This is a genomic window from Asanoa sp. NPDC049475, assembly GCF_040676915.1.
Lineage (GTDB): Bacteria > Actinomycetota > Actinomycetes > Mycobacteriales > Micromonosporaceae > Asanoa.
In genome coordinates this window covers 111,384-132,640 of record NZ_JBFAPY010000002.1, presented here as the reverse complement: position 1 = coordinate 132,640, position 21,257 = coordinate 111,384, and the positions used below count along the sequence as shown (strand labels likewise).

General features: G+C 71.2%; 21 protein-coding genes and 2 pseudogenes. 10 read left to right on the top strand and 13 right to left on the bottom strand.

Translation table 11 applies throughout. From position 1 onward, the window contains the following. The first annotated feature begins 1 nt into the window (after window position 1). The 3 genes and pseudogenes from AB0J88_RS06610 (at window position 2) to AB0J88_RS06600 (ending at window position 1,917) form a co-directional block, all read left to right on the top strand. Window positions 2-985: a hypothetical protein gene (locus AB0J88_RS06610; protein ID WP_364356347.1), complete on the top strand. Its 984-nt coding sequence runs from the start codon at window positions 2-4 to the stop codon at window positions 983-985. A 73-nt stretch (window positions 986-1,058) separates the two neighbouring features. Next, a pseudogene (locus tag AB0J88_RS06605) lies at window positions 1,059-1,433 on the top strand (glycerophosphodiester phosphodiesterase family protein); the annotation flags it as partial. Between the two features lie 28 nt (window positions 1,434-1,461). Beyond that, window positions 1,462-1,917, top strand: coding sequence for a hypothetical protein (locus AB0J88_RS06600; protein WP_364356723.1), 456 nt, complete (start codon window positions 1,462-1,464; stop codon window positions 1,915-1,917). A gap of 41 nt (window positions 1,918-1,958) precedes the next feature. Here AB0J88_RS06600 and AB0J88_RS06595 read toward each other — a convergent pair whose 3' ends face one another. From AB0J88_RS06595 to AB0J88_RS06580, 4 genes are all read right to left on the bottom strand, one after another. Then, entirely contained in the window at window positions 1,959-2,291 is a 333-nt protein-coding gene (locus AB0J88_RS06595; RefSeq protein WP_364356350.1) for a transcriptional regulator, read from the bottom strand. Further along, the gene (locus tag AB0J88_RS06590; RefSeq protein ID WP_364356353.1) at window positions 2,288-2,986 is read right to left on the bottom strand and encodes a hypothetical protein; all 699 of its coding nucleotides are present in this window, start codon (window positions 2,984-2,986) and stop codon (window positions 2,288-2,290) included. The genes AB0J88_RS06595 and AB0J88_RS06590 overlap by 4 nt, the downstream gene beginning before the upstream one ends. Window positions 2,987-3,151: 165 nt before the next feature. Next, window positions 3,152-4,027, bottom strand: coding sequence for a GNAT family N-acetyltransferase (locus tag AB0J88_RS06585; protein WP_364356356.1), 876 nt, complete (start codon window positions 4,025-4,027; stop codon window positions 3,152-3,154). A 24-nt stretch (window positions 4,028-4,051) separates the two neighbouring features. Continuing rightward, complete coding sequence (locus AB0J88_RS06580; RefSeq protein ID WP_364356359.1) at window positions 4,052-5,659, bottom strand: ubiquinol-cytochrome c reductase cytochrome b subunit; 1,608 nt, start codon at window positions 5,657-5,659, stop codon at window positions 4,052-4,054. A 236-nt stretch (window positions 5,660-5,895) separates the two neighbouring features. On the opposite strand from AB0J88_RS06580, the gene AB0J88_RS06575 reads away from it, so the two are divergent. Beyond that, window positions 5,896-6,738 (top strand): hypothetical protein, encoded by an 843-nt coding sequence (locus AB0J88_RS06575; RefSeq protein ID WP_364356362.1) that lies wholly within the window; start codon window positions 5,896-5,898, stop codon window positions 6,736-6,738. Between the two features lie 55 nt (window positions 6,739-6,793). Here the strand turns inward: AB0J88_RS06575 and msrA are convergent, their stop codons facing one another. From msrA to AB0J88_RS06550, 5 genes are all read right to left on the bottom strand, one after another. Then, window positions 6,794-7,348 carry a peptide-methionine (S)-S-oxide reductase MsrA gene (gene msrA / locus AB0J88_RS06570; protein WP_364356365.1) on the bottom strand — a complete coding sequence of 185 codons (555 nt, stop codon included), beginning with the start codon at window positions 7,346-7,348 and terminating at the stop codon, window positions 6,794-6,796. Continuing rightward, the gene (msrB, locus tag AB0J88_RS06565) at window positions 7,345-7,824 is read right to left on the bottom strand and encodes a peptide-methionine (R)-S-oxide reductase MsrB (RefSeq protein WP_364356368.1); all 480 of its coding nucleotides are present in this window, start codon (window positions 7,822-7,824) and stop codon (window positions 7,345-7,347) included. The genes msrA and msrB overlap by 4 nt, the downstream gene beginning before the upstream one ends. A 112-nt stretch (window positions 7,825-7,936) precedes the next feature. Continuing rightward, window positions 7,937-8,404 (bottom strand): SRPBCC family protein, encoded by a 468-nt coding sequence (locus AB0J88_RS06560; RefSeq protein ID WP_364356371.1) that lies wholly within the window; start codon window positions 8,402-8,404, stop codon window positions 7,937-7,939. After that, window positions 8,401-8,763: a metalloregulator ArsR/SmtB family transcription factor gene (locus AB0J88_RS06555; RefSeq protein WP_364356374.1), complete on the bottom strand. Its 363-nt coding sequence runs from the start codon at window positions 8,761-8,763 to the stop codon at window positions 8,401-8,403. Before AB0J88_RS06555 ends, AB0J88_RS06560 begins: the two co-directional genes overlap by 4 nt. A gap of 21 nt (window positions 8,764-8,784) precedes the next feature. Then, complete coding sequence (locus AB0J88_RS06550; protein WP_364356377.1) at window positions 8,785-9,354, bottom strand: dihydrofolate reductase family protein; 570 nt, start codon at window positions 9,352-9,354, stop codon at window positions 8,785-8,787. A gap of 111 nt (window positions 9,355-9,465) precedes the next feature. On the opposite strand from AB0J88_RS06550, the gene AB0J88_RS06545 reads away from it, so the two are divergent. Beyond that, window positions 9,466-10,524, top strand: coding sequence for a winged helix-turn-helix domain-containing protein (locus AB0J88_RS06545; protein ID WP_364356380.1), 1,059 nt, complete (start codon window positions 9,466-9,468; stop codon window positions 10,522-10,524). Here AB0J88_RS06545 and AB0J88_RS06540 read toward each other — a convergent pair. Next, window positions 10,521-11,009, bottom strand: coding sequence for an N-acetyltransferase family protein (locus AB0J88_RS06540; RefSeq protein WP_364356383.1), 489 nt, complete (start codon window positions 11,007-11,009; stop codon window positions 10,521-10,523). The two genes, AB0J88_RS06545 and AB0J88_RS06540, sit on opposite strands and share 4 nt — an antisense overlap. 144 nt (window positions 11,010-11,153) lie before the next feature. Between AB0J88_RS06540 and AB0J88_RS06535 the strand changes: the two genes are divergently transcribed. Next, window positions 11,154-12,326 carry an acyltransferase gene (locus AB0J88_RS06535; RefSeq protein ID WP_364356386.1) on the top strand — a complete coding sequence of 391 codons (1,173 nt, stop codon included), beginning with the start codon at window positions 11,154-11,156 and terminating at the stop codon, window positions 12,324-12,326. After that, window positions 12,326-12,726, top strand: a pseudogene (locus AB0J88_RS06530) (NUDIX domain-containing protein). The gene AB0J88_RS06535 and the pseudogene AB0J88_RS06530 overlap by 1 nt, the downstream one beginning before the upstream one ends. A 554-nt stretch (window positions 12,727-13,280) precedes the next feature. Here AB0J88_RS06530 and AB0J88_RS06525 read toward each other — a convergent pair. Both AB0J88_RS06525 and AB0J88_RS06520 read right to left on the bottom strand, forming a co-directional pair. Then, window positions 13,281-14,771: an NAD(P)/FAD-dependent oxidoreductase gene (locus AB0J88_RS06525; RefSeq protein WP_364356389.1), complete on the bottom strand. Its 1,491-nt coding sequence runs from the start codon at window positions 14,769-14,771 to the stop codon at window positions 13,281-13,283. Window positions 14,772-14,869: 98 nt separating this feature from the next. Next, window positions 14,870-15,487: a sigma-70 family RNA polymerase sigma factor gene (locus AB0J88_RS06520; protein WP_364356392.1), complete on the bottom strand. Its 618-nt coding sequence runs from the start codon at window positions 15,485-15,487 to the stop codon at window positions 14,870-14,872. A gap of 97 nt (window positions 15,488-15,584) precedes the next feature. Here AB0J88_RS06520 and AB0J88_RS06515 point away from each other — a divergent pair, with 97 nt between their 5' ends. The 3 genes from AB0J88_RS06515 (at window position 15,585) to AB0J88_RS06505 (ending at window position 19,870) form a co-directional block, all read left to right on the top strand. Next, window positions 15,585-16,337, top strand: coding sequence for a zf-HC2 domain-containing protein (locus tag AB0J88_RS06515; RefSeq protein ID WP_364356395.1), 753 nt, complete (start codon window positions 15,585-15,587; stop codon window positions 16,335-16,337). 40 nt (window positions 16,338-16,377) lie between these two features. Next, entirely contained in the window at window positions 16,378-17,694 is a 1,317-nt protein-coding gene (locus AB0J88_RS06510; RefSeq protein WP_364356397.1) for a DUF1254 domain-containing protein, read from the top strand. A gap of 94 nt (window positions 17,695-17,788) precedes the next feature. Next, a complete protein-coding gene (locus AB0J88_RS06505; protein ID WP_364356400.1) occupies window positions 17,789-19,870 on the top strand; it encodes a PAS domain-containing protein in 2,082 nt (693 codons plus the stop codon). Here AB0J88_RS06505 and nhaA read toward each other — a convergent pair. Further along, window positions 19,867-21,192, bottom strand: coding sequence for a Na+/H+ antiporter NhaA (gene nhaA, locus AB0J88_RS06500; protein ID WP_364356403.1), 1,326 nt, complete (start codon window positions 21,190-21,192; stop codon window positions 19,867-19,869). The two genes, AB0J88_RS06505 and nhaA, sit on opposite strands and share 4 nt — an antisense overlap. Window positions 21,193-21,257: the final 65 nt, after the last annotated feature.

The following is a 21,257-nucleotide window of genomic DNA, read 5'->3' as shown; positions in this document are numbered from 1 at the left end:
CATGTCTGAGAGCACCACCCTGGAAGAGCTCGTGGCACTGGGTGACCGGCTGCGCGCGCGGTCAGCGCCGCACCACGAGTCGCTCGCGCTGGTCAGCAGCTGCGACGGGCTCCCCTGGCTCGCCCATGTCCCGGCCGCGACCGAGTCGTGCATCAAGATCCTCGCCGAACTCGACGCGCGTAGCCGTTCCGTACCCGGTGAGCTCGGTATCTCCTCGATGGAGGTTCCCAGCGCGGTGGCCACCTTCCACCGCTGGTGGCCGAAGGCGGTCGTCGCCATGGGCGATCCCGGCCGACCCGATCCGCGCGAGGCGCTGAGGCCCGGCATCGTGCAGTGGCGTTTCGACGGTGTCACAGCAGCGCCGGCGATGGACCCGCCGAGCACCGCCGGTGCCGCTGCCATCACGGCCGCCTTCGCCGGCCTGCCGTGGGCGCCGCCGCCGCTGATGTACGACGCGGCCGCTCCCCTCGCGCAGGTGTCGGTCGAAGACCTGCTGGCCAGCATGGTCCATCCGCCCGAGATGCCGGCCGGTCGTTGGGACCGCCTGCCCGGTCTTTGGGAACGCTACCTGCAGGCCTGGTGCTGCCTCGGTCTGTTGCATCATCGACCGGAGCAGCCGTGGCTGACGTCGGCCCGGCGACAGCTGCTGGTCGACCTCGCGTACGGCGTCGAGGACTGGATCACCGAGGCCGCGCTCTACGGCCTGGTCGCGGCGGCGTGGGTTCATCCCGCGTGCCGCGCGGACGTCGCGAAGCTGGTGGAGACCAGGTTCCTGACCATGCGCGAGGCGGCGGAGACCAGGCCGCTCACCATCGGCGCTTCCGTGGCGCAACTGGTCTACATCACGCCGGAGATGCCGAGCGAGACCCTGGAGCGCGCGCGGGAAGTGACCGCCGCGTTCCAGGCGTGGCCTGGCGACGGCAGCGGTGCGTTGACCAGGTCACCCCGGCGCCGGTCGCTGTTGGACAGGCTTCGTCGTCGGTGAGCCTCGCCGACATCCCGGATTCACCCTGGCCCCGAACGCTCGACGACGTTGCGAGATCGTCGAGAGGATTGACATGGGCATGCGATCGCTGGTTGCCGCCACCGTGGTCACGGCCGGCCTGCTCGCGGCAGGCACCGCCGCGCACGCGGCCGAGGACCCTCGGGTCGAGCAGTACCGGCAGCTGATCGCCGCGCTGAAGCCGTTGGTGCGGCAGCCCGAGTGCGACCGGGTGCCGGAGCCGGGCCGGTGGGTCGACGCCGGCACCCCGGACAAGGGCTCCGCCAACGTGCTGATCTCCGCCCACCGGGGCGCGAACGACCTGGCTCCCGAGAACACGCGCAAGTCCTACGAGTACGCGTTCGCCTACGGCGTCGACCTGGTCGAGGTCGACGTGCAGCAGACCCGCGACGGGCGGTTCGTGGCGATGCACGACTCGACCGTCGACGGCACCACCCGACTGGGAGCCGAACTTCCTGTTGTACGAGATCGGGTCGGTCGCGAAGGTCTTCGGCTCGACGTTGGCCGAGTACCCGCCCGAGGCCGTCGTCGCCGCCCACGACGCGTGCGCGCTGGTCATGCCGCACGCGTACGACGCCGGTCCCGACCAGGAGGTCGCCCAGTTCCTGCTGGCCCGTGCGATGGGCGCCGACGGGGTCCAGACCAACCAGCCCGCCGCGATCGTGGCCGCGGCCGGGGAGGCTGTTAGCGCGAAGCTCGTCGTCGACCACGACACGGTGTGCCTCGTCAACGCCGACAACGGCCTCGGCTTCCCGGGCAAGACGGTCCACCTGAGCAAGGGCAGGAAGAAGTCGATCGACCTGGTGACGGCCAACGGCGGCTGCACGACCGCCCCGAGCGTCAACTGGCGCGGCTCGTCGGTCTCGTTCGCCGGCGACGGCGCGGTGAAGGCGGCGAACGGCAAGCTCACCTGAGCGAAAGATGCTCGCGCGAGCACACCCCCTTCCTCGTACTCCTAGCCGTCGGCGGTCTCGACGCGGGCGATGAGTTGCTTCAGCCGCCCGATCTCCTCCGCGAGCGCGGTGTCGCCGGCCGGGGTGAGGGTGATCCAGGTGCGGCCGCGCTTGCCCTCGTACCCTTTCTCGACCTCGACCAGGCCCGCCGTCTCGAGGACGCTGAGGTGCTGGGAAAGGTTGCCGGCCGTGAGCTGGAGTTGGGTGCGCAGATAGCCGAACTCGACCCGGCGCGCCTCGTGGGCGATGGTCAGGATGCCGAGCCGGACCCGTTGGTGCACGACGTCGTCGAGGCCGGTCACCGGGTGGGCGGGCTCCTCGATCTCGGTGGTCACCGGGCCCCCCTACGGGCCAGCGCGAAGCCGATCCCGCCGAGCAGCAGCGCGACGCCACTGAGGAGGTGCGGCAACAGGAAGAACGTGTGGAAGCCCAGAAACGCCGGCGGGATCCTGAACAGGTCGGTCGGCACCAGCATCAGCGTCAGATATCCGAGGGTGAACGCCAGCAGCGCGACGTGGCGTTCGAGCAAGGCCAGCACCAGCAGGGCGATCCCGATCGTGCCCTCGGGGGCGATCAGCCGGTCGAGCACCATCACCCAGGCCGGGAACGGCTCGGCGCGCGCCGGGTCGAGGGCGAAGAACGCCACCAGCCAGGCGGCGGCCGACAGGACGGCCAGCGTGACGCCGACGAGCACGTACGGCAGCACCCGCGCGCCGAGCCCGCGCGCCCGGGTGACCCGCACGGCGTACACGGCGATTCCGGAGTAGGCCAGCAGCAGCGCGGGCAGCCAGTAGAACCCTCTGGTCAGCCCCCGGACGTGGCAGGGTGCGCCGCTCTCGATGGCCGCGCTTCCGCAGTCGGCGTTCAGGAAGAGCCAGTCGACGGGAATCGCCACCAAGCTCACCGCGGCGAGCACCAGCAGGGCGACCGGCGTCACCCGCTGGTCGAGGCGCACCCGGTGAGCGAGAGCGCGCACGTCGGACAACAACCGGCGGGGATCGTCCCCGGCGAACACCGAGTCAGTAGTCATGCGGATAGGTTTCCATTACAAACCAATCTGCGCCAGTACCTCATGGGTAACGCTTGCGTGTCGGCTAATCGGTCTCAGCCGGCCTGGTACGGCTCGCAGGCACACCTCACCCACGGGCGCGGGGTCTCCGCGACCTCTGTTCCTCGCGTTTTCCGACTTCCGCCACTAGGCAGGGCGTCGGAAGTCCGTGACGTCGGCCAGCCTCTGGAAGCCCGCCGAGACGTACGTCGCCACGCCGCCGGTGTTGCCGCTCGGGGTGCACACGGTCGCGGTCGAGGATCCCAGCTCTCGCAGCGCGGCGGCAGCGGCCAGGGTGATGCCGCGGCCGTATCCGCGACCGTGGTGGTCGCGGTGGACGCCCAAAGGCTCGAGCAGACCCGGTCGCCCCTCCCCTGCCGACCACACTGTCACCGTGGCGACCGGCACGCCCGCACTGTCGTACCCGACCAGGCATCGGGCCCGACGGTAGGACGGGGCCGCCGCCATCGCGTGCCAGCGCTCCAGGGTGAACGTCGAGTTGGCGAACATCGCCCGCTGCACCGTGACCCGGTCCTGGACGATCCGGTCCCCCACGTTGTCCGCGCCGATGACCTCGATCCTCAGCCCCGAGTCGTCCACCGGCCCGGTCAGGTCGCGGGACAACGGGGTCCACGGCTCGTCGGCCACCCAACCGTCGCGCTGCAGGAGCTCGCGAAAAGCGGCACCGGAGCGGGCCTCGACACTGTCGAGCGGCACTCCCCGCGCCGGATCCGACAGGTCGGCCAGCAGTTGGGCGGCGAACGCGGCGTCGTCGTCGACGCTCGGCGCGATGCCCATGCGGATCAGGCGGGCGTCGTCGTCGACCATGCCGACGGCCAGGATCTGCCCGTCACGGCTCCACACCCGAACGGCCCGGGCCAACGCCTCCGCGCCCAGGCTCCAGTTCCAGCCGAGGTCGCCGGGATGAAGCTGGACCGGCCCACCGGTGTGCTGCCAGCCGGCCACCACCTCCACGATCTCGCCGAGCCGTTCCGGAGTCGCACGCGCCACGGTGATCTCCATGCACCGGACCCAACCACACCACGCTCACGACGCAATCGATTTACGTTCCTGACGCTCCTCGAGCGACTCCACCGGCGGGTGGCCCGGCGAGACCGGAGCCTCGGCCGGCCGCTCGAGTGGCCGGAAGAAGCCCTTGACGGCCGGCCCCAGAGCGCCGAGCCGGTTCATCTTCTTCGGTACGACCCAGCCGGCGTACGCGATTCCGTCCTTCCCTGTGGCCAGGGGCTGGTGGACCTCGACGAACCGACCGTCCGGCAGGCGCCGGATGATGCCGGTCTCGACGCCGTGGGCCAGCACCTCGCGGTCGTGCTGCTGCAGTCCGAGGCAGATCCGGTAGGTCGTCCAGTAGGCGATCGGCGGCGCGATCAACAGGCCGATCCGGCCGGCCCAGGTGAGCGCGTTGAGGCTGACCTGGAACTTGTCGGCGATCACGTCGTTGCCGCCCGAGACGGCCAGGACCAGGAAGAAGGCCACGGCCATGACGCCCAGCGCCGTGCGGGCGGGAACGTCACGCGGGCGCTGCAACAGGTTGTGCCGCAGGTTGTCCTTGTGCAGCCGGGCCTCGATGAACGGATAGGCCATCGGCAACGTGGTGAGCAGGCCGGGCAGGGCGACGGCGGGCCAGAACATCGGCGGGATGACGTAGCCGTCGCCGACCGGGAGGGTGATCTCCCATGCCGGCATGAGGCGGATCGCGCCGTCGAGCATCATCACGTACCAGTCCGGCTGCGAGGCCGCCGAGACCACCGCCGACTCGTACGGGCCGAAGAGCCAGATGGGGTTGATCTGGAGCACCCCGGCCAACAGGGCGATCACGCCGGCGACCGCGAGGAAGAAGCCGGCCTGCTTGATCGCGTACCGGGGGAACATCCGCTCACCGACCACATTGGAGTTGGTGCGTCCCGGTCCCGGCCACTGGGTGTGCTTCTGCTTGAAGACCAGTCCGACGTGGACGGCGATCAACGCCACCAGCAGGGCGGGGATCAGCAGGACGTGCAGGATGAAGAACCGGCCGATGATCATGTCGCTGGGGAACTCGCCGCCGAACAGCGACGAGGTCACCCAGGTGCCGATCACCGGGATCGACAGGAGGATGCCCGAGGCGATGCGCAGGCCGGTGCCGGACAGGGCGTCGTCGGGGAGCGAGTAGCCGGTGAAGCCCGCGAGGAAACCGATCCAGAACAGCAGCGAGCCGATGATCCAGTTGAGCTCACGTGGCTTGCGGAACGCGCCGGTGAAGAAGATCCGCAGCATGTGCACGACGATCGATGCCATGAACAGCAGCGCCGACCAATGGTGCATCTGCCGCATGACCAGGCCGCCGCGCACGTCGAAGGAGAGGTCGAGCGACGAGGCGTACGCCGCGGACATGTGCACGCCGCGCAGGGACGTGTAGCTGCCGTTGTAGACGACCTCTCGCATCGACGGGTCGAAGAACAGCGTCAGGAACGTGCCGGTCAGCAGCAGGACGATGAACGAGAACAGCGCGATCTCGCCGAGCAGGAACGACCAGTGGTCCGGGAAGACCTTGTTGAGAATCCCGCGCAACGGGGTCGCGACGCCGAGCCGATCCTCGACCTCCCGGCCCGCCTGACCCGGCAGGGACGTTAACGACTTCGCCCGACGCGGCATCAGTGACCGCCTCCGTCTACTACGCACTGTCGTTGGCGGACTCACTCTACTACAGGTTGTCGTTTATACAGCTTCCGAACTGGACCGATTTCGAACTCGGCGCGGGCACCGCGCGGACGCTGCGTGACCTTGGCAAAAGGTTCCACACCGTCAGATAGCCGATGCTCAACGCCACCCAGAGGCCGCTGGCCCAGACACTGGTGCCCTCATCCACTTCGCGAACGGGGGACATTCGCATGTCTGAGGGAACCATCGCACGACGGCGCCTGCTGCGCCGTGCCGGCACGGTCGCGGCGGGCGTCGTGGGCGTGAGCGCCGTCGGTGCGGCGGCGGGCTCGCCGGCACAGGCCGACCCGGGCGACGCCATCGTCCAGGGTGCCAACACCGACGTGACGCCCACGCAGCTCACCGGCAACGCCGGGGCCGCGCTGCTGGCGCTCGACAACGCCGGCGGCCCCGCACTGCGGCTGGTGCCGAGCAACACCGTTCTGACCGACGACCCGGTCGGCTCGATCTGTGTCGACCAGACCGGCAACATCTACGTCGTCCAGCGGCCGGACTCGACCTTCGTCGTGCACACGACGATGAACACCAGCCAACTGGTGCCCATCGTTCCGGACCGGTTGGTCGACACCCGCACCACGGCCGGCCGGGAGCTGGTCATCAACAAGGACGCCCTGGACGGGCAGGGCCGGCTCCGCAGCGGCGCCACGATGCACGTGGTCGCCAGCGCTCTCGTGCGCTACGCCGACGCCATGCACGGCAACGTGACGGCCGTCAACGCGGTGACCGGCGGGCATCTGACCATCTACCCGTACGGTGTGCCGACGCGTCCCGGCACGTCCACTTTGAACTATCCGGCCAACACCGCGCTGGCCAACGCGTTCACGGTGGGCCACGGCTGGCATCCGGCGCACGACGACGCCATCTCGGTCTACAACTCCGGCGGGCCGGTGCACGTGCTGCTCGACGCGGTCGCGTTCACCTTCGCGTACGGCATCGCGGAGTTCCCGGCCACGGCCAGGGCGGCCAAGCCGGTCAACCCCGCGGCGGGACCGACCGGCCGACGCGGCCGCTGACGCACCACGGGCGCGTCCATCGCCTCGGCGGTGGACGCGCCCGATCGGTCTCGCGTCAGGCTGAGGTCGCGCTGCGCCGGGGCAGCACCCAGTCCGGCCGCGGGAAGTGGCAGGTGTAGCCGTTCGGATAGTTGATCAGGTAGTCCTGGTGCTCGGGCTCGGCCTCCCAGAACGGGCCGGCGGGCTCGATCGTCGTGACCGCCTTGCCCGGCCACAACCCCGACGCGTCGACATCCGCGATGGTGTCGCGGGCCACGCTCTCCTGCTCCTCGGTGAGCGGGAAGATCGCCGAGCGGTAGCTCGTGCCGAGGTCGTTGCCCTGGCGGTTCAACGTCGACGGGTCGTGGATCTGGAAGAAGAACGCCAGGATGTCGCGGTACGTCGTCTGCGTCGGATCGAAGACGATCTCGACCGCCTCGGCGTGGCCGGGGTGGTTGCGGTACGTCGCGTGGTCGTTGTCGCCACCGGTGTAGCCGACGCGCGTGTCCAGCACCCCCGGCTGCCGGCGAATCAGGTCCTCCATGCCCCAGAAGCACCCGCCGGCCAGCACGGCCGTCTCAGTGCCCGGCTCGCGGGTGACTCGTCCGGTGTCGTTGACTCCGCTGGTCATGATGCGTTCTCCTTCGTGCCGTTCGTGACGCGTGACTCGAATAGCGAAAGGTATTCCCCGTACCCCTGCGCCTCGAGCTCGGAGACCGGGATGAAGCGCAGCGCGGCCGAGTTCATGCAGTACCGCATGCCTCCCGCGTCGGCCGGGCCGTCGTCGAAAAGGTGGCCGAGGTGGCTGTCGGCGCCGGCGGACCGCACCTCGGTGCGGGTCATCCAGAGCGATCTGTCGGTCTTTGTCCGGACGACGTCGGTTTCGATCGGCTTGGTGAAGCTGGGCCATCCGGTGCCACTGTCGTACTTGTCGGTCGACGAGAACAGCGGCTGGCCGGAGACCACGTCCACGTAGATCCCGGGCTCGTGGTTGTCCCAGTACTCGTTCCGGAACGCGGGCTCTGTGCCGTCCTGCTGAGTGACGTGGAACTGGTCGTCAGTGAGACGGCTGAGGGCGTCCGGAGTCTTGCTGTAGTCGTGTGACACGATCTCTCCTCTTCTGCCGCCGCTGGCTGCGGCGTCACCTGCAACAACACCGCGGGTCGGTGTTTTGGTCCCTGGACCCCTGAGAACCGCTGTGACCGCGGTCTCGCGCGGCCTATCGCTGCGCGTCGAAGTGGTCCTTCATCGCCGGGTAGTAGTCGTCGAAGCTCGGCAGTGGACGGTCCTCGCGCGAGGCCACCAGCGCGTCCAGGTAGAACTCCCAGCCAGGGCCGATCGAGCCGACGCCCTCCGGGTCGGTCAGGTGCTGGGTGAAGCGCAGTTCGGTCACGCCGCCGTCCTCCGCCAGCACCAGGTCGAGGTGCCAGTCGTCGGCCGTCAGGGCCAGCCTGCTCGGCGGCTCGCACGCCTCGATCGTGAAGTCCATCCAGGGCTGACCTTCTTCTTGTACGAGCTGGACCTCGATCGTGCTTCCCGGTGCCGCGGCGCCCTTCCACGGTCCGAACCAGCGCGCCGTGCGTTCCGGTTCGGTCAGGCTCGCCCACACGTCCGAGACGGGTGCGCGGAACGTGCGGGTCAGCACGAGGTCGTTGCCGAACAGTCGTCCCGTGGGTGTCGGGCTCATGCGGTCCTCTCCTGGGTTCGGTCGGGCCGGGCGGCCGTGCGCCGCTCGCGCCGGGTGCGGTAGACCTCGGTCTCCAACGCGTCGAAGCTCCGCTGCCAGGCCGACGGCCTCGTCAGCTCGTCCAGCCAGCTCTTCAGCTCGTCGAGCGGCGCGGTGACCAGCGCATAGACCCGATGGCGTCCGTCCGCCTCGTCGCGCACCAGGCCGGCCTCGCGCAACACGCGCAGGTGGCGGCTGACGGCCGGCCGGCTGATCGCGAACCGGTCCGCGATCTGGCCGGCCGTCAGCGGGCTGTCGCGGAGCATCAGCAGGATCTCCCGCCGCACGCCGTCAGCGACCGCACCCGCCACCTCGTCCACCCAGGAAGCGTAACACATTGGTTACGCGTTAGGAGGACCGTCGAGCACCGTGGGTGCGTACTCGAGCAGCTGGAGCCGGCCGTCGAACGTGCGGCTCTCGACGAGCTCGAGAGACAGGTCGGGGTAGCCGTCGAAGATGCGCTCCCGGCCGGTCACACCGGTGATCACCGGGAACACGACCACGCGGAAACGGTCCACCAGCCCGGCCGCGATGAGCGACCGGCTCAGCGTGAGGCTGCCGAGGGTACGCAGCGGCCGCGACTCGCGCTCCTTGAGCTCCCGCACGTACGTGACCGCGTCGCCCCGGACCAGCTCGGAGTTGGCCCACGACAGCGGCTCGGTGAGCGTCGAGGAGAAGACCACCTTGCGCGCCGCGGTCAACGCCCGTGACCCGGCGTCGTCGGCCTCGGCGGCGAACCCGGCCATGAGCGTGAAGGTGGTCGCACCCATGAGGTGGACGAGCTCCTGCTGACTGTCGTCCGTCAACCAGGCGAGGTACTCGGGCCCTTCCATGCCCCAGAAACCGGGCCAGCCTTCGCCGGCTCCGTAGCCGTCGAGCGAAATGATGTAGTCCACCATCAACGTTGACAACGCAATCGCCTTCCGTGGATAAACGGGATCAAACGGGTCTCAGTCTCGGCGCCGACGAGGTCTGCATGCCAGACATTCGATCCTCTTCGAATCGAGAGCGGGAGTGTCCCGATGGCCATCCGAATACCCACCGACGTCGCCACCCTCGCGCGGTCGCGGTTCGCGACCTCTCCCGCGTCCGAGGTCATGGCGACGCTGCGCGGCAGGCGGTCCGCCACGCTTCCCACGCACGCGCGACGCTGGCACTCCCGGGCGCTGGCGCGGCTGGATGCCTGGACCGTCGACCTGCTGCACGCCCTGGTGCCCGCCGACCACCCGTACGTGCCCGACTTCCTCACCCCCAACCCGCGGCAGCCGCGAGAGACGCGCGACCGGACGGTCGAGGCGATCGCCGCGACACCGCCGGACGACGTGGCACGCGAACTGGACTTCGGCCTCGCCGGCCGGCCCGTGCACCGCGAGTTCGCGGAGTCCTTCGGCGACGAGCAGCGCTACCTACGCTGGCGCCGTCCCGCGCCCGGCGTGCTCGCGGACCTGATCGGAGCCGGCGAGGCCGCGCTGGCCCGGGAGGCCGCCGACGCCTTCGGCCGCTTCTTCGACGCCGCGATCGCCGAGGACTGGCCCCGGGTCACGGCCGTCCTCGATGCCGATGTCGCCCACCGGTCCGAGGTCATGGCCGAGCGCGGGCTCGCCGCGATGATCGGCACCCTGGGGACGGAGCTCGACTGGGACGGACACGAACTGACCTTGCGTCGCCCGTACGACGTGATGGTGGACTGGGCGGACGACGGGGTGCTGCTGACGCCCTGCACCGCCCTCGCCGGATCGGTCGTCCTCGCCGCCGAACGGCCGCGGACCCCGCAGCTGACCTATCCGGCGCGGGGCACCGCGGCACTGCACTCCGACCCCGGAGACGTGGACCGGGCCACGCACCTGGGCGAGCTGATCAGCGCGACCCGCCTGCGCATCCTGCGCCGGCTGGACGAGCCCCACACCACCCAGGCGCTCAGCGAGCTCGACGGGCGCGCGACCGCGACGATCTCGTACCACCTGGGAGTCCTGCACCGCGGCGGCCTCGTGACCAGCCGGCGCAGCGGGCGCGGGGTCCTCTACCGGCGCACCGCTCTCGGCGACGCGCTGCTCACCGGCGAGCTTCCCGACGCTCGCTAGACCACCGGGCTGCGGCGTTCGAGCAAAACCACGTCGCGCCACCGGCCGTCCCGCCGGCCCAGGCGTTCGCGGGTGCCGACCACCCGGAAGCCCGCCGCCGCGTGCAGCCGCAGACTCGCCACGTTGGTCGGGAAGACGCCGGACTGGATCGTCCAGACGCCCGCCCGCTCCGTCGAGGCGATCAGCGCGCCGAGCAGCGCCGCACCCACGCCCCTCCCCCGCGCCTCCGGGTCGACGTAGACGCTGTGCTCGACCACCCCGGCGTACACGGGACGGCTCGAGACCGCGGAGACCGCGACCCACCCCGCCATGCGTCCATCGAACATTGCGACAAATCTATGTGAAGGCCGCCGTGAGCCGTCAAAGGCCGCCCAATCCGGCGCGACCGTCTCGAAGCTGGCTTCACCCGTATCCAGGCCGGCCTGGTAAATCCGCCGGGCAGCGGGCCAGTCAGCCGGCACCAGTGGTCGGATCTGTGCCTCCATGACGGCCGAGCGTATCGGGACAAAGGGCGTGACTGGTTGTCGCCGGCGAGTGACGATGCGCACCCTGACCCTTCGGTTGTCCCCGATGACGGGCTTGCGGTGGCAATCTTGAATGTGCGCCATGGATTCGGAGAGGGGGTCCGGATGGCCACGATGGGGTCGGTTACGCGGGTCGAGAGGCTTCCGCACGTAGACAACCTGCGCGCCGTGATGGTCGCGTGGATCATCGGTGGGCATGCGCTGCTGGGCTATTCGGCCATCGGGGGGTGGCCGTACGACGAAGTCCAGGAGACCACGTTCCATCCAAAATCTGAGCTCGCCATGGCCGTCGTCGTCGGACCGACGGCCCTTTTCGTGATCGGCACCTTCTTCTTCATCGCCGGCCTGTTCGCGCCGGCGGCGATGGCCCGCAAGGGTCCCGGCAAGTTCGCCAGCGAGCGGCTGGTGCGCCTCGGCGTGCCCTTTCTGCTCTTCGCCCTGCTGGTCTGGCCGTTGTTCATGTGGTTCGCCTACCTGTCGGCCGGCTACAAGGTCTCGTTCTGGTGGGAGTTCACGCACCGGCACCCGTTCCTCGACTCCGGGCCGCTCTGGTTCGCCGAGATCCTGCTCTACGTCTCGCTCGCCTACGCCGCGCTGGTCTGGGCGAGGGACCGCGCCCGCGCAGACGGCCGCGTCGAGGACACCGAGGAGGGACCGACGACCCTCGGTGGCCGCCAGCTCGTGACGCTGATCGGGATGGTGGCGCTGGCGTCCTTCATGGTGCGGCTCTGGTTCCCGGCGCAGAGCAAGCAGGTGCTCGACCTGCACGTCTGGCAGTGGCCGCAGTGCGTGGCCATGTTCGGCCTGGGCGTGGCGGCGGCCCGGTTCGGCTGGGCCAAACGGGTCCCCGAGGGCCTGCGCCGCGGTTGCGGCGTCGCGGTCATCACCACGGTGCTGGCGCTGCCGGTCTACGCGTGGACGGTGGGCCTGGGCGACCTCGCCGACGACGCGGCCCCGTACCAGGGCGGCTGGCACTGGGAAGCGCTGCTGCTCGCCACCGTCGAGGCGGTCCTGGTGGTCGCCGGCTCGGTCTGGGTGCTCGGCCTGGCCCAGGACCGGCTGCAAGGCGTCAGCCAACTCTGGCGGCGCTGCGCCCGGGGCTCGTTCGCGGCCTTCGTCCTCCAGGCACCGGTCCTGCTCACCCTAGCGATCATGCTGCGCCCCTTCGACCTGCCGGCAGAGGCGAAAGCGATCGCGGTGGCCGGCATCGGCATCCCGGTCTGCTTCTGGCTCGCCTGGAAACTGATCGAACGCACCCCCGTGGGCCGCTACCTCTGATGCCGGACCCCATCGACAAGGTCGCGTGGATCCTGCTGTCCGAGGGCACGATCCTGTGCTCACGCAACCACGGGCGGGAGCTGTTCTACCTGCCCGGTGGACGGCGCGAGGCTGGTGAGAGCGACCGCGGACGCTGGTGCGCGAGGTCCGCGAAGAGCTCGGGGTCACGATCGTCGCGGGCACCGAGACGCCGGTGGGCGTTTTCGAGGACGAGGCACACGGGCACGCGCCGGGCACGCGGGTCACGATGACCTGCTATACCGCCGAGCATCGCGGCACGCCACATCCCGATACGGAGATCGCGGAGCTGGCGTGGCTCGGCTACGCCGACCGCGACCGGGTGTCGGCCGTCGACCGCCTCGTCTTCGACCACCTGCACGCGACAGGTCAACTGCGCTGACAGATCGATGGCGGACTCGGGTCCGCCGTGGGCACGACCGTCGCTCCCGCCAGAGCTCGACCTCCGCCGTGGGTCCAGCGACAGGCGACGGCAAGGTCACAGCGGGCCGGTGGCGATGATGGCGCCGGCGCCGCAGCGCAGGTCGCGCCGCGCCCACAGCGCGACCAGGCGTTCGTCCAGCGCCGATCAGCGCGGCCTCGACGGGCGCGGGTGGGTCCAAGGCCATGCTTAGTTCCGCGCGGGCCATCTCGACTTCGTGCCATGGTCCAAGTCGGTCAGCGTCCGAGTCGGGCATCGCCGCCGCGGCAACGGTGACGGACCGCCACGGTTGGCGCCTCGCCCAGGCGACGGCTTTCCTCCCGATCGCCTCCGCCCGGGAGACATCCACTTCCGGACAGGTGGTCGAGCGCCAGGAGCTCGCCCGCGCGGGCCTTGATATCGGAACGTAGACCAAGACGGACACCTCGATCCGCGGACGGCACCCATGCACTGATCGTAATCGGACAATGACTGTGTGTGCGAACGCGAGAGTCCAGATGGTGAATAGTGGTCGGCTACGGCCGGCGGCGTTGGCTTTGCAGGGTTTCCAGGAGGCGCAGCCAGATCTCGCTGACCGTCGGGAAGCTGGCCACCGCGTGCCAGAGCCTGCTGACCGGGACGCGGCCGACGATCGCGACCGTGGCCGAGTGCAGGAGCTCGGTCGTGGCCGTGCCCGCGAAGGTCGCGCCGATCAGCGTGTCCGTGGAGCGGTCGACGACCAGCTTCGCGCGCCCGTCGTAGTGCTCCCGGGCGATCGCGGCCCCCGAGACTCCGGCGATGTCGTACTCGGCCGTCTCGACGTCGATGCCGCGTTCGCGGGCCGCGGCTTCGGTCAGGCCCACCGCGCACAGTGGAGGGTCGAGAAAGACGACGTGGGGTACGGCTTCGTACTCGGCCGTGGTCAGGCCGTCGAACGGCGGGTCGGTCAGGGACCTGCCCAGCGCCCGGGCGGTGATCGCGTCCCCGGCGACGCGGGCCTGGTACTTGGCCATGTGCGTCAGCAGGGCCCGACCGGTCAGGTCCCCGGTGGCGTAGAGCCAGTCGGTGCCGACGACCCTGCACTGGTCGTCGACGTCGACGTAGCCGTGTGGAGCGGCGACGCCGACCGTATCGAGCCCGATGTCGTCGGTGCCGCCCCGGCGGCCGACCGCGACCACCAGCTCGTCCGCCTCGAGCTGGTCGCCGTCGTCGAGGCTGACGGTCACCGCTCCGCCATGGATGTGGCCGACACCGGCGTCCCGCGCCCGCTGCCGGTGGACCCGCACGGCGTTCGTGTCGAGTCGCACCGTGATCCCCGCCTCGGCGAAATGACGGAGCGCGAAGTCGCCGGCGAACGGCTCCATCGTCGTCAGCAGTCGCGGCCCACGGTGGACCAGCGTCACCTCCGCGCCCAGCGCACGCAACCAGGTGACCGACTCGCAGGCGACCGGGCCGCCGCCGACGACCACCACCCGGCCCGGCACCTCACGCAGCGCGGTGACGTCGCGCGAGGTCCACGGGAACGCTTCGGCCAGACCCTCGATCGGTGGTAGTAACGCCGAGCTGCCCGTCGCGAGGACCACCGCGTGGCCGGCGGTGATCGTCCTGACGGTTCCGTCCTTCGCGGTCACCGAGACGGTCTTCTCGCCGGCCAGCCGCCCGCGCCCCCGTACCAAGTCGATGTTGTTGATCTTGAGGAACTCGACCTCCTGCGGGTCGGCGTAGTGGAAGGCGATGTCGTCGCGTCGGGCCAGGACCGCGGCGACGTCCAAGGACCGGCCGGCGATCATCTCGCGTACGCCGGGAAGGTCCCGTCCCAGGCTCTGCGCCTCGACCGGCAGCAGGAGCGCCTTGCTCGGACGGCACGCCCAGTACTCGCACTCGCCGCCGATCAGATCCTCTTCCACCAGCACCGTCGCAAGACCCGAGAACTGGCTGGCGTACTGGGCGGCCGTCTCACCGGCCTGCCCACCGCCGACGACGATGACGTCCCAATGGCCTTTGCCCGGGGTCTCGCTCGCAGCCATTGCCGCCCCTTTTCCGCTTTTCGTCCCTTTCGCATCCTGCCAAGCCGACACTCCGGTCGTTGGCGTTTCGCGTCAGGCGGGCGGGACGAAAGCGGGGGTCAGCTGGTCGAGCGCAGGCGGTGGCCTTCGCGGTCCGCCATCGCGGCCACCAGGTCCGCGCGTGCCCGGGCCACCCGCGAGCGGATCGTGCCGACCGGGCACCCACACACCTCGGCCGCCTCGGCATAGCTGAGGCCCGCGATCTGGGTCGCGACGAACGCCTCGCGGCGCTCCGGGTCCAGCGCGTGGATCAGATCGGTCAGCGCGAACCCGGCCTCGAACCCCGCACCGCCGTGGTCCCGGGCCAGCTCGGCCTCCGCGACCGGCTGCCAGTCGTCGAGGGCCGCCAGGCGCGGGCGGCGCGACACGTAGCGGATGTGGTCCGCGCAGGCCCGGCGGGCGATCGCCAGCAGCCACGTGCGGGCCGTGGACCGCGCGTCGAAGGCCGGCAACGCCCGCATCGCCCGCAGGTAGATCTCCTGGGTCAGGTCGTCGGCCTCACCCGGGCCGACCAGGTGCGACACGAAGCGGCGGAGCTGGTGCTGGGTCGCCTCGACGAAGGCGTGGGCCGCGGCGCGGTCGCCCGCCTGCGCCGCCAGTGCCCAGCCGGTGACCTCGTCGAGGTCGGTGGCGGGCTCGCCGGCGCGGGGGCTGCGCTGCGGTCCGGGTAGGCGCATGCCGGCAAGGTTAGCTTGTCCGGTTCGCCCAGCTCACCCTGCGGTCGGCAACAAATCCGGTGGGAACTGGACGCCGCTTTCGCGCGACTATGGAGTTGTGGAGTGTGAGCGGATCCGGGAAATGCTGTCGGCGCGGCTCGACGGCGAAGACGCGCCGGGCGAGCGCGAGCTGACCGAACGGCACCTGGCCGGCTGCCAGCACTGCGCGGCCTGGCTCGACGCGGCCGCCGTGGTGACGCGCCTGGCGCGCACGGCACCCGTGCCACCGGCGAGGCCGATCGATCTGACCCAGGTCGACGAGGCACCGGCGGCCCCGACCCGGAAGCGACGCCGGCCACGGCTCGCGATCGGGCTCCGGATCGGCCTCGCCGCCATCGGCGCCGTCCAATTCCTGCTGGGCGCCGCCCAGGTCGCGGGCCTCGGACGCGACGACCACGCGCACGAGGCCGCCCTCGGCTCCGGCCACCTCTGGCACGAGTCGGCGGCCTGGAACCTGGCCATCGGCGCCGGCTTCGCCTTCGTCGCCCTGCGCCGCACCCGCGCGACCGGGATGCTGCCCACGCTGACCGCGTTCGTCGGCGTGCTCACCCTGCTCTCCGCCAACGACATCATCGCCGGCCGGGTGGAGCCGGGCCGGCTGGCCAGCCACGGCTTCCTCATCGTCGGCTGGCTGATCACCCTGGCGCTGTCGCGCCCGGCCCTCGACCCCGGGGAGCCGCCGGCCCGCGGCACCCGGCGCTGGACCGCCTCGTTCGAGAGCGAGCCCGCCACCGCCGGCCCACCTCGGCTGCGCCTGGTGGAGCGTCGGGTTTCCCCGGTGACCGCGCAGCAGCGGGCAGAGGCTGCCTAAACCGACCAACCCGGGCCCAGCCCGCACTAGCCTCGCAGGTATGGACCGTGCCGGGCTGGCCGCTGACGCCTACGTGTACGGGTACCCGCTGGTCGCGAGCCTGTCCGAGGTCATGCGGTTCACCCGCGACGGCCTCGGCGCGGTGCCGGCCACGCCGTTCAACTCCTTCGGCCACGCCCACCGGCTGGCCGGCCCGGACGACACCTTCGTCAGCGTCAACAACGACACCGTCTACTCGATCGGGCAGGTCGACGTCGGAGGCGGCCCGGTCCGGCTGGCCGTGCCCGACACCGACGGCGCCTACTACGTGCTCCAGGTGGTCGACGCCTGGACCAACAACATCGCGTACGTCGGCCGGCGCGCGTCCGGCACCAGGGCGGGCAGCTACCTGATCGTCCCGCGCGGCTGGTCCGGCGAGGTGCCCGACGACACCACGGTGATCCCGGCCTCGACCTCGGTGGTCTCCGTCATCGGGCGGCTGGCCTGTGCCGGCCCCGCCGACCTGCCCCGCGTCGAGCGGCTGCAGAAGGGGTTCCGGCTCAACGCCACCACCCCGTCCGAGCGCGCGCCGCTGCCGGCGGTCGCCGCCACCGGCGTACCCACGGACCTGCTCTTCTTCGAGCATCTGCGGGCCTGGCTCGCCGCCTTCCCACCGGCCGTGCCCGACCGGGCCTACCAGGAGCGGTTCCGGCCGATCGGCCTGCTCGACCCGGACCCGCCGTACGCGGACCCGCCCGCCGACCTCGCCGAGGCCCTCACGGAGGGCGCTGCCCAGGGCCGCACCCGGATCGAGGAGGCGTCCCGCACGGCGAGCACCGTCAACGGCTGGCACCTCTCGCCGCACGCGTTCGACTACAACGTGGACTTTCTCGGCCCCGGCACCATCGACTCCCCACAGTGGAAGATGACCGACCGAATCCGCGGCTACCTGGCGCGGGCGGTGGCGGCCCGGGTCGGACTCTGGGGCAACCACGGCTACGAGGCGGTTTACGCGCCCGTCTACGTCGACTCCGACGGTGCGCCGCTGACCGGGGCGCACGCGTACGAGATCCATTTCCCGGCAGCGCCGCCGGTGGACGCGTTCTGGTCGCTGACCATGTACGACATGCCGGACTACTACCTGGTCCCGAACGCGCTCGACCGCTATTCGATCGGCGACCGCACCCCAGGACTGCGTCGCGAACCCGACGGATCATTCACTCTCCGGGTGGGTCATTCGGCTCCCGAGGATGGCGAAACGGCCAACTGGCTGCCGGCCCCGCCCGGCGCCTTCCGGCCGATCATGCGCCTCTACCAGCCACGATCCGAGATCCTCGCCGGTACGTACGCGCTGCCGCCGGTGGTCCGGGTCGCCTAGGGCCGGCGGTGGCCCCCTTCCCCACAGCCCACACACAGGTGAAGATGGTGTGTCCGTGTGTCCCCCACCGACGCCGCCCCGGATCGGAGCCGCCATGGCGAGACGAGCGCTGGCGCTCGCTGCCGCCGTGACGGTCGCCCTCGGCATCGGGATCGTCGTGTTCCCCGGCATCGCGGGGGTGTTGTGGGGCACCGCGGGTGCCATCGCCGCCGCGGGCATCCTGTTCGGTATCCGGACCCACCAGCCCGCCCGGCGCGCTCCGTGGGTCCTGCTCGCCGCCGCCGTGGCCGCCCTCGGTGCCGGCGACGTCGCCTACGACCTCAGCGGCCGCGGCCCCGACCAGGGCGGCGCCTGGCTGGTCGTCGCCGAGATCTGCTACCTGACCCTGTTCCCGCTGCTGGCGTACGCGCTGCTGGGCCTGACCCGGACGAGCGCCGCACTGCGCGACCGGTCCACCGCGGTCGACCTGCTCTCCCTGGTGATCGCCGCCGGCCTCGTCGCCTGGACGCTCACCGCCGGCCCGCTGGCCGCCGCACCGTCCTGGCCGGTCTACGACCGGTCGCTGGCCGCGGCGCACGTGCTCGGCTCCATCGTGGTCCTCGTGGCGACCAGCGCCCTCGTGGTGGCCACCCGCGCTCGCAACGTCTCCGCCGTGCTGCTGGCCGCCGGCGCGGTCGGCCTGCTCGCCGCCGACGCGCTCGAGGCGCTCACCGAGGTGGGCGCCGCAGTGCCCGGTGGCCGCCTCTGGGAGCTGGGCTACCTGGTCTGCTACGCCGCCTGGGGTGCCGCGGCGCTGCCGCCTTCGATGGCGCGGCTGACCCTGCCGGTCGAGCCACGCGTCGACTCCGGGCGCGGGCTCGGCGTGCTGCCGGTGCTGCTGATCGCCCTTACCGGCCCGGGCCTGCTGCTGATCGGCGACGTCCGCGACGACGTCGGTGTGGTCACGGTGGTGGCGATCGGCTCGGCGCTGATGACCGTGCTGGTGGCGACCCGGCTCAACGACGCGCTCACCGCCCAGCGCCGCGCGGTCGAGCGGGAACGCCTGCTCCGGCACGCCTGCGGCGAGCTCGTGGCTGCCGCCGACGCCGAGGCCGTCGCCGCGACGCTGGTGGCCGGCATCGACCGGCTGCTGCCCCGGGGCCATCCGCACCGGGTCATCTTCGTCAGCGCGATCGCACCCACCGAGGTGGACGACGGCGAGACGCTCCCACTGTCGGGTGTGGCCGCCGGCCCGCCGCGGCTGTCGAGCGCGTGGCCCGCGGTCAACGCGTCCGACGGCCGGACAGGCCGGGTCAAGGCGAGCGAGGAGACGGCGGGCCTGCGCCCGGCGATCGACCGGCGCCTGGCGGCCGGGCGGGCCAGGGCCACCGGCAAGGCGTCCGTCCCGCCCGGTCCGATCTTCGGCCGGGTCGACGCCGCCGAGGCGATGGCCTGGCGCCCGCTGGTGCTGCTCGACCACCAGCCACCGGCGACAGCCGGCGGCCGGCGCAGCCGGCTGAGTGCCACCCGGCTGCTGCACCCCGACCTGCGCGGGCCGTTGGCCGGGCTGCCGGCCACCCTGGTCGCCTCCCTGGCCGACGAGCAGCCCGCCCGGCACCGGTCGCCGATCAGCGCCGTCGCGATCGCCGGCGACCACGCCGTGCTCGCCGGCCTGCAGGACACCCTCGAGGTGCTCGCGAGCCAGGCGGCCCTGGCGTTGCGCCGGGTCGGCCACACCGTGGAGACCAGCCGGCGTGAGCGGGACGCCTATCTGAGCGCGGTCAGCGAGCGCACCGCCGACGTGGTGATCCTGCTCGACGCCGACGAGTGGATCCGCTACGCCAGCCCGTCCATGGCCGACATGCTCAAGGTCTCGCCGCCGATCCTGTCTACCTGGCGCGACATCATCCACCGCGACGACCACGGCCAGGTGGAGAACACGCTCGACCGGGCCAGGTCCGCCCTGGACGGCAGCGGCGTCAACACCGAGTGGACCCTGCGCCGCTCAGACGGATCCTGGCTCCAGGTCGAGGTCAACTGCCGCGACCTGCGCAACCACCCCGCGGTCCAGGGCCTGGTGCTGACGCTGCACGACGTCACCCCCGACCGCCGCGTCGACCTACCCTCGACGCTGCGCCGGCTGGACCGCTCCGCACCGGGCCGCAACCGCCGCAGCGTCTGGCGCCGCTTCGGTTAAGGCCGGGTCGGGTCGGTCCACGGGCCGGTGGGCAGGGCCGGGACGGCCTCGTCGTCCTCCACCATGCACAGCGGCAGGCGCTCGCCCAGATAGCGCAGCGCCAGGGAGCCGATCACCGCCGCGACCACCGAGCCGATCAACACGCCGATCTTCGCGTCGGCGTTCAGCACCGGGTCCTCGTACGCCAGACCGGCGATGAACAGGCTGATGGTGAAGCCGATCCCGGCCAGGGCCGCGCCGCCGATCAGGTGGCCGTAGCGGACCCGTCCCGGCAGCTCGCCGAGCTTCGTCCACAGCGCGATCGCCGTGCCGAGCGAGATGCCGACGGTCTTGCCGACCACCAGCGCGACCAGGATGCCGATCGTGACCGGCGAGGTGAACGCCCGGGACAGGCTCTCCGCGTTGAGCACCACACCGGCGTTGGCCAGGGCGAAGACGGGCACGATGACGTACGCGCTGAAGGGGTGCAGCACGTCCTGCATCCGGTCGTTGGCCGGCACGGTGGCCCGCGCGGCCTGCACCGTGAGCCGCGCCCGTTGCGCGTCCGCCCGCTCGATCAGGCCGCGGCCGTAGAAGCGCAGGAACTCCAGCAGCCGCGGGTCGGTCGGCGTCGCCGGCACCATCAGGCCGAGGATCACGCCGGCCAGAGTGCCATGCAGGCCGGACTCGTAGACGGCGAACCAGAGGGCGACGCCGACCAGCGCGTACCACCGAAGTTGCCAGACACCGGCCCAGCGCAGGCCGAAGAGGACGGCGGTCAGCACGATCGCCACGATCAGCGGCACCATCGACAGGTCCGGCGTGTAGAAGATGGCCAGCACCAGGATCGCCACGATGTCGTCGACGATCGCCAGGGTCAGGAAGAAGAGCCGGAGCTGGTCGGGGCAGCGCGGACCGAACAACGCCAGGATGCCGAGCAGGAACGCGGTGTCGGTGGAGATGGGGATGCCCCAGCCGTGCTCGGCCGGTGTGCCGTGGTTGAACCCGTAGAAGATCAACGCCGGCACGATGACACCGCCGGCGGCGCCGAAGATCGGCGCCAGCACGTACCGCCTGCGGCGCAGCTCGCCGACGGTGACCTCGCGGTTGATCTCCAGGCCGACGGTGAGGAAGAAGATCGCCATGGCGGCGTCGTTGATCCAGTGCTGCAGGTCCAACGTGATCCCGTAGTCGCCGAGCCGGATCGACGCGGTGGTCTCCCAGACCCGCTCGTACGTGCCTCCCGGCACGTTGGCCCAGACCAGCGCCGCGATCGCGGCGGCGAGCAGCAGGAAGCCGCTGCCGGCCTCGGTGACGAGGAACCGGGTGACCGGTTGCGGCACCAGCGGGAGCGCGCTCGACAGGCGGGTCCGTGGCCCCGGCCGCGGTGGAAGGGACGCCGTGCCCA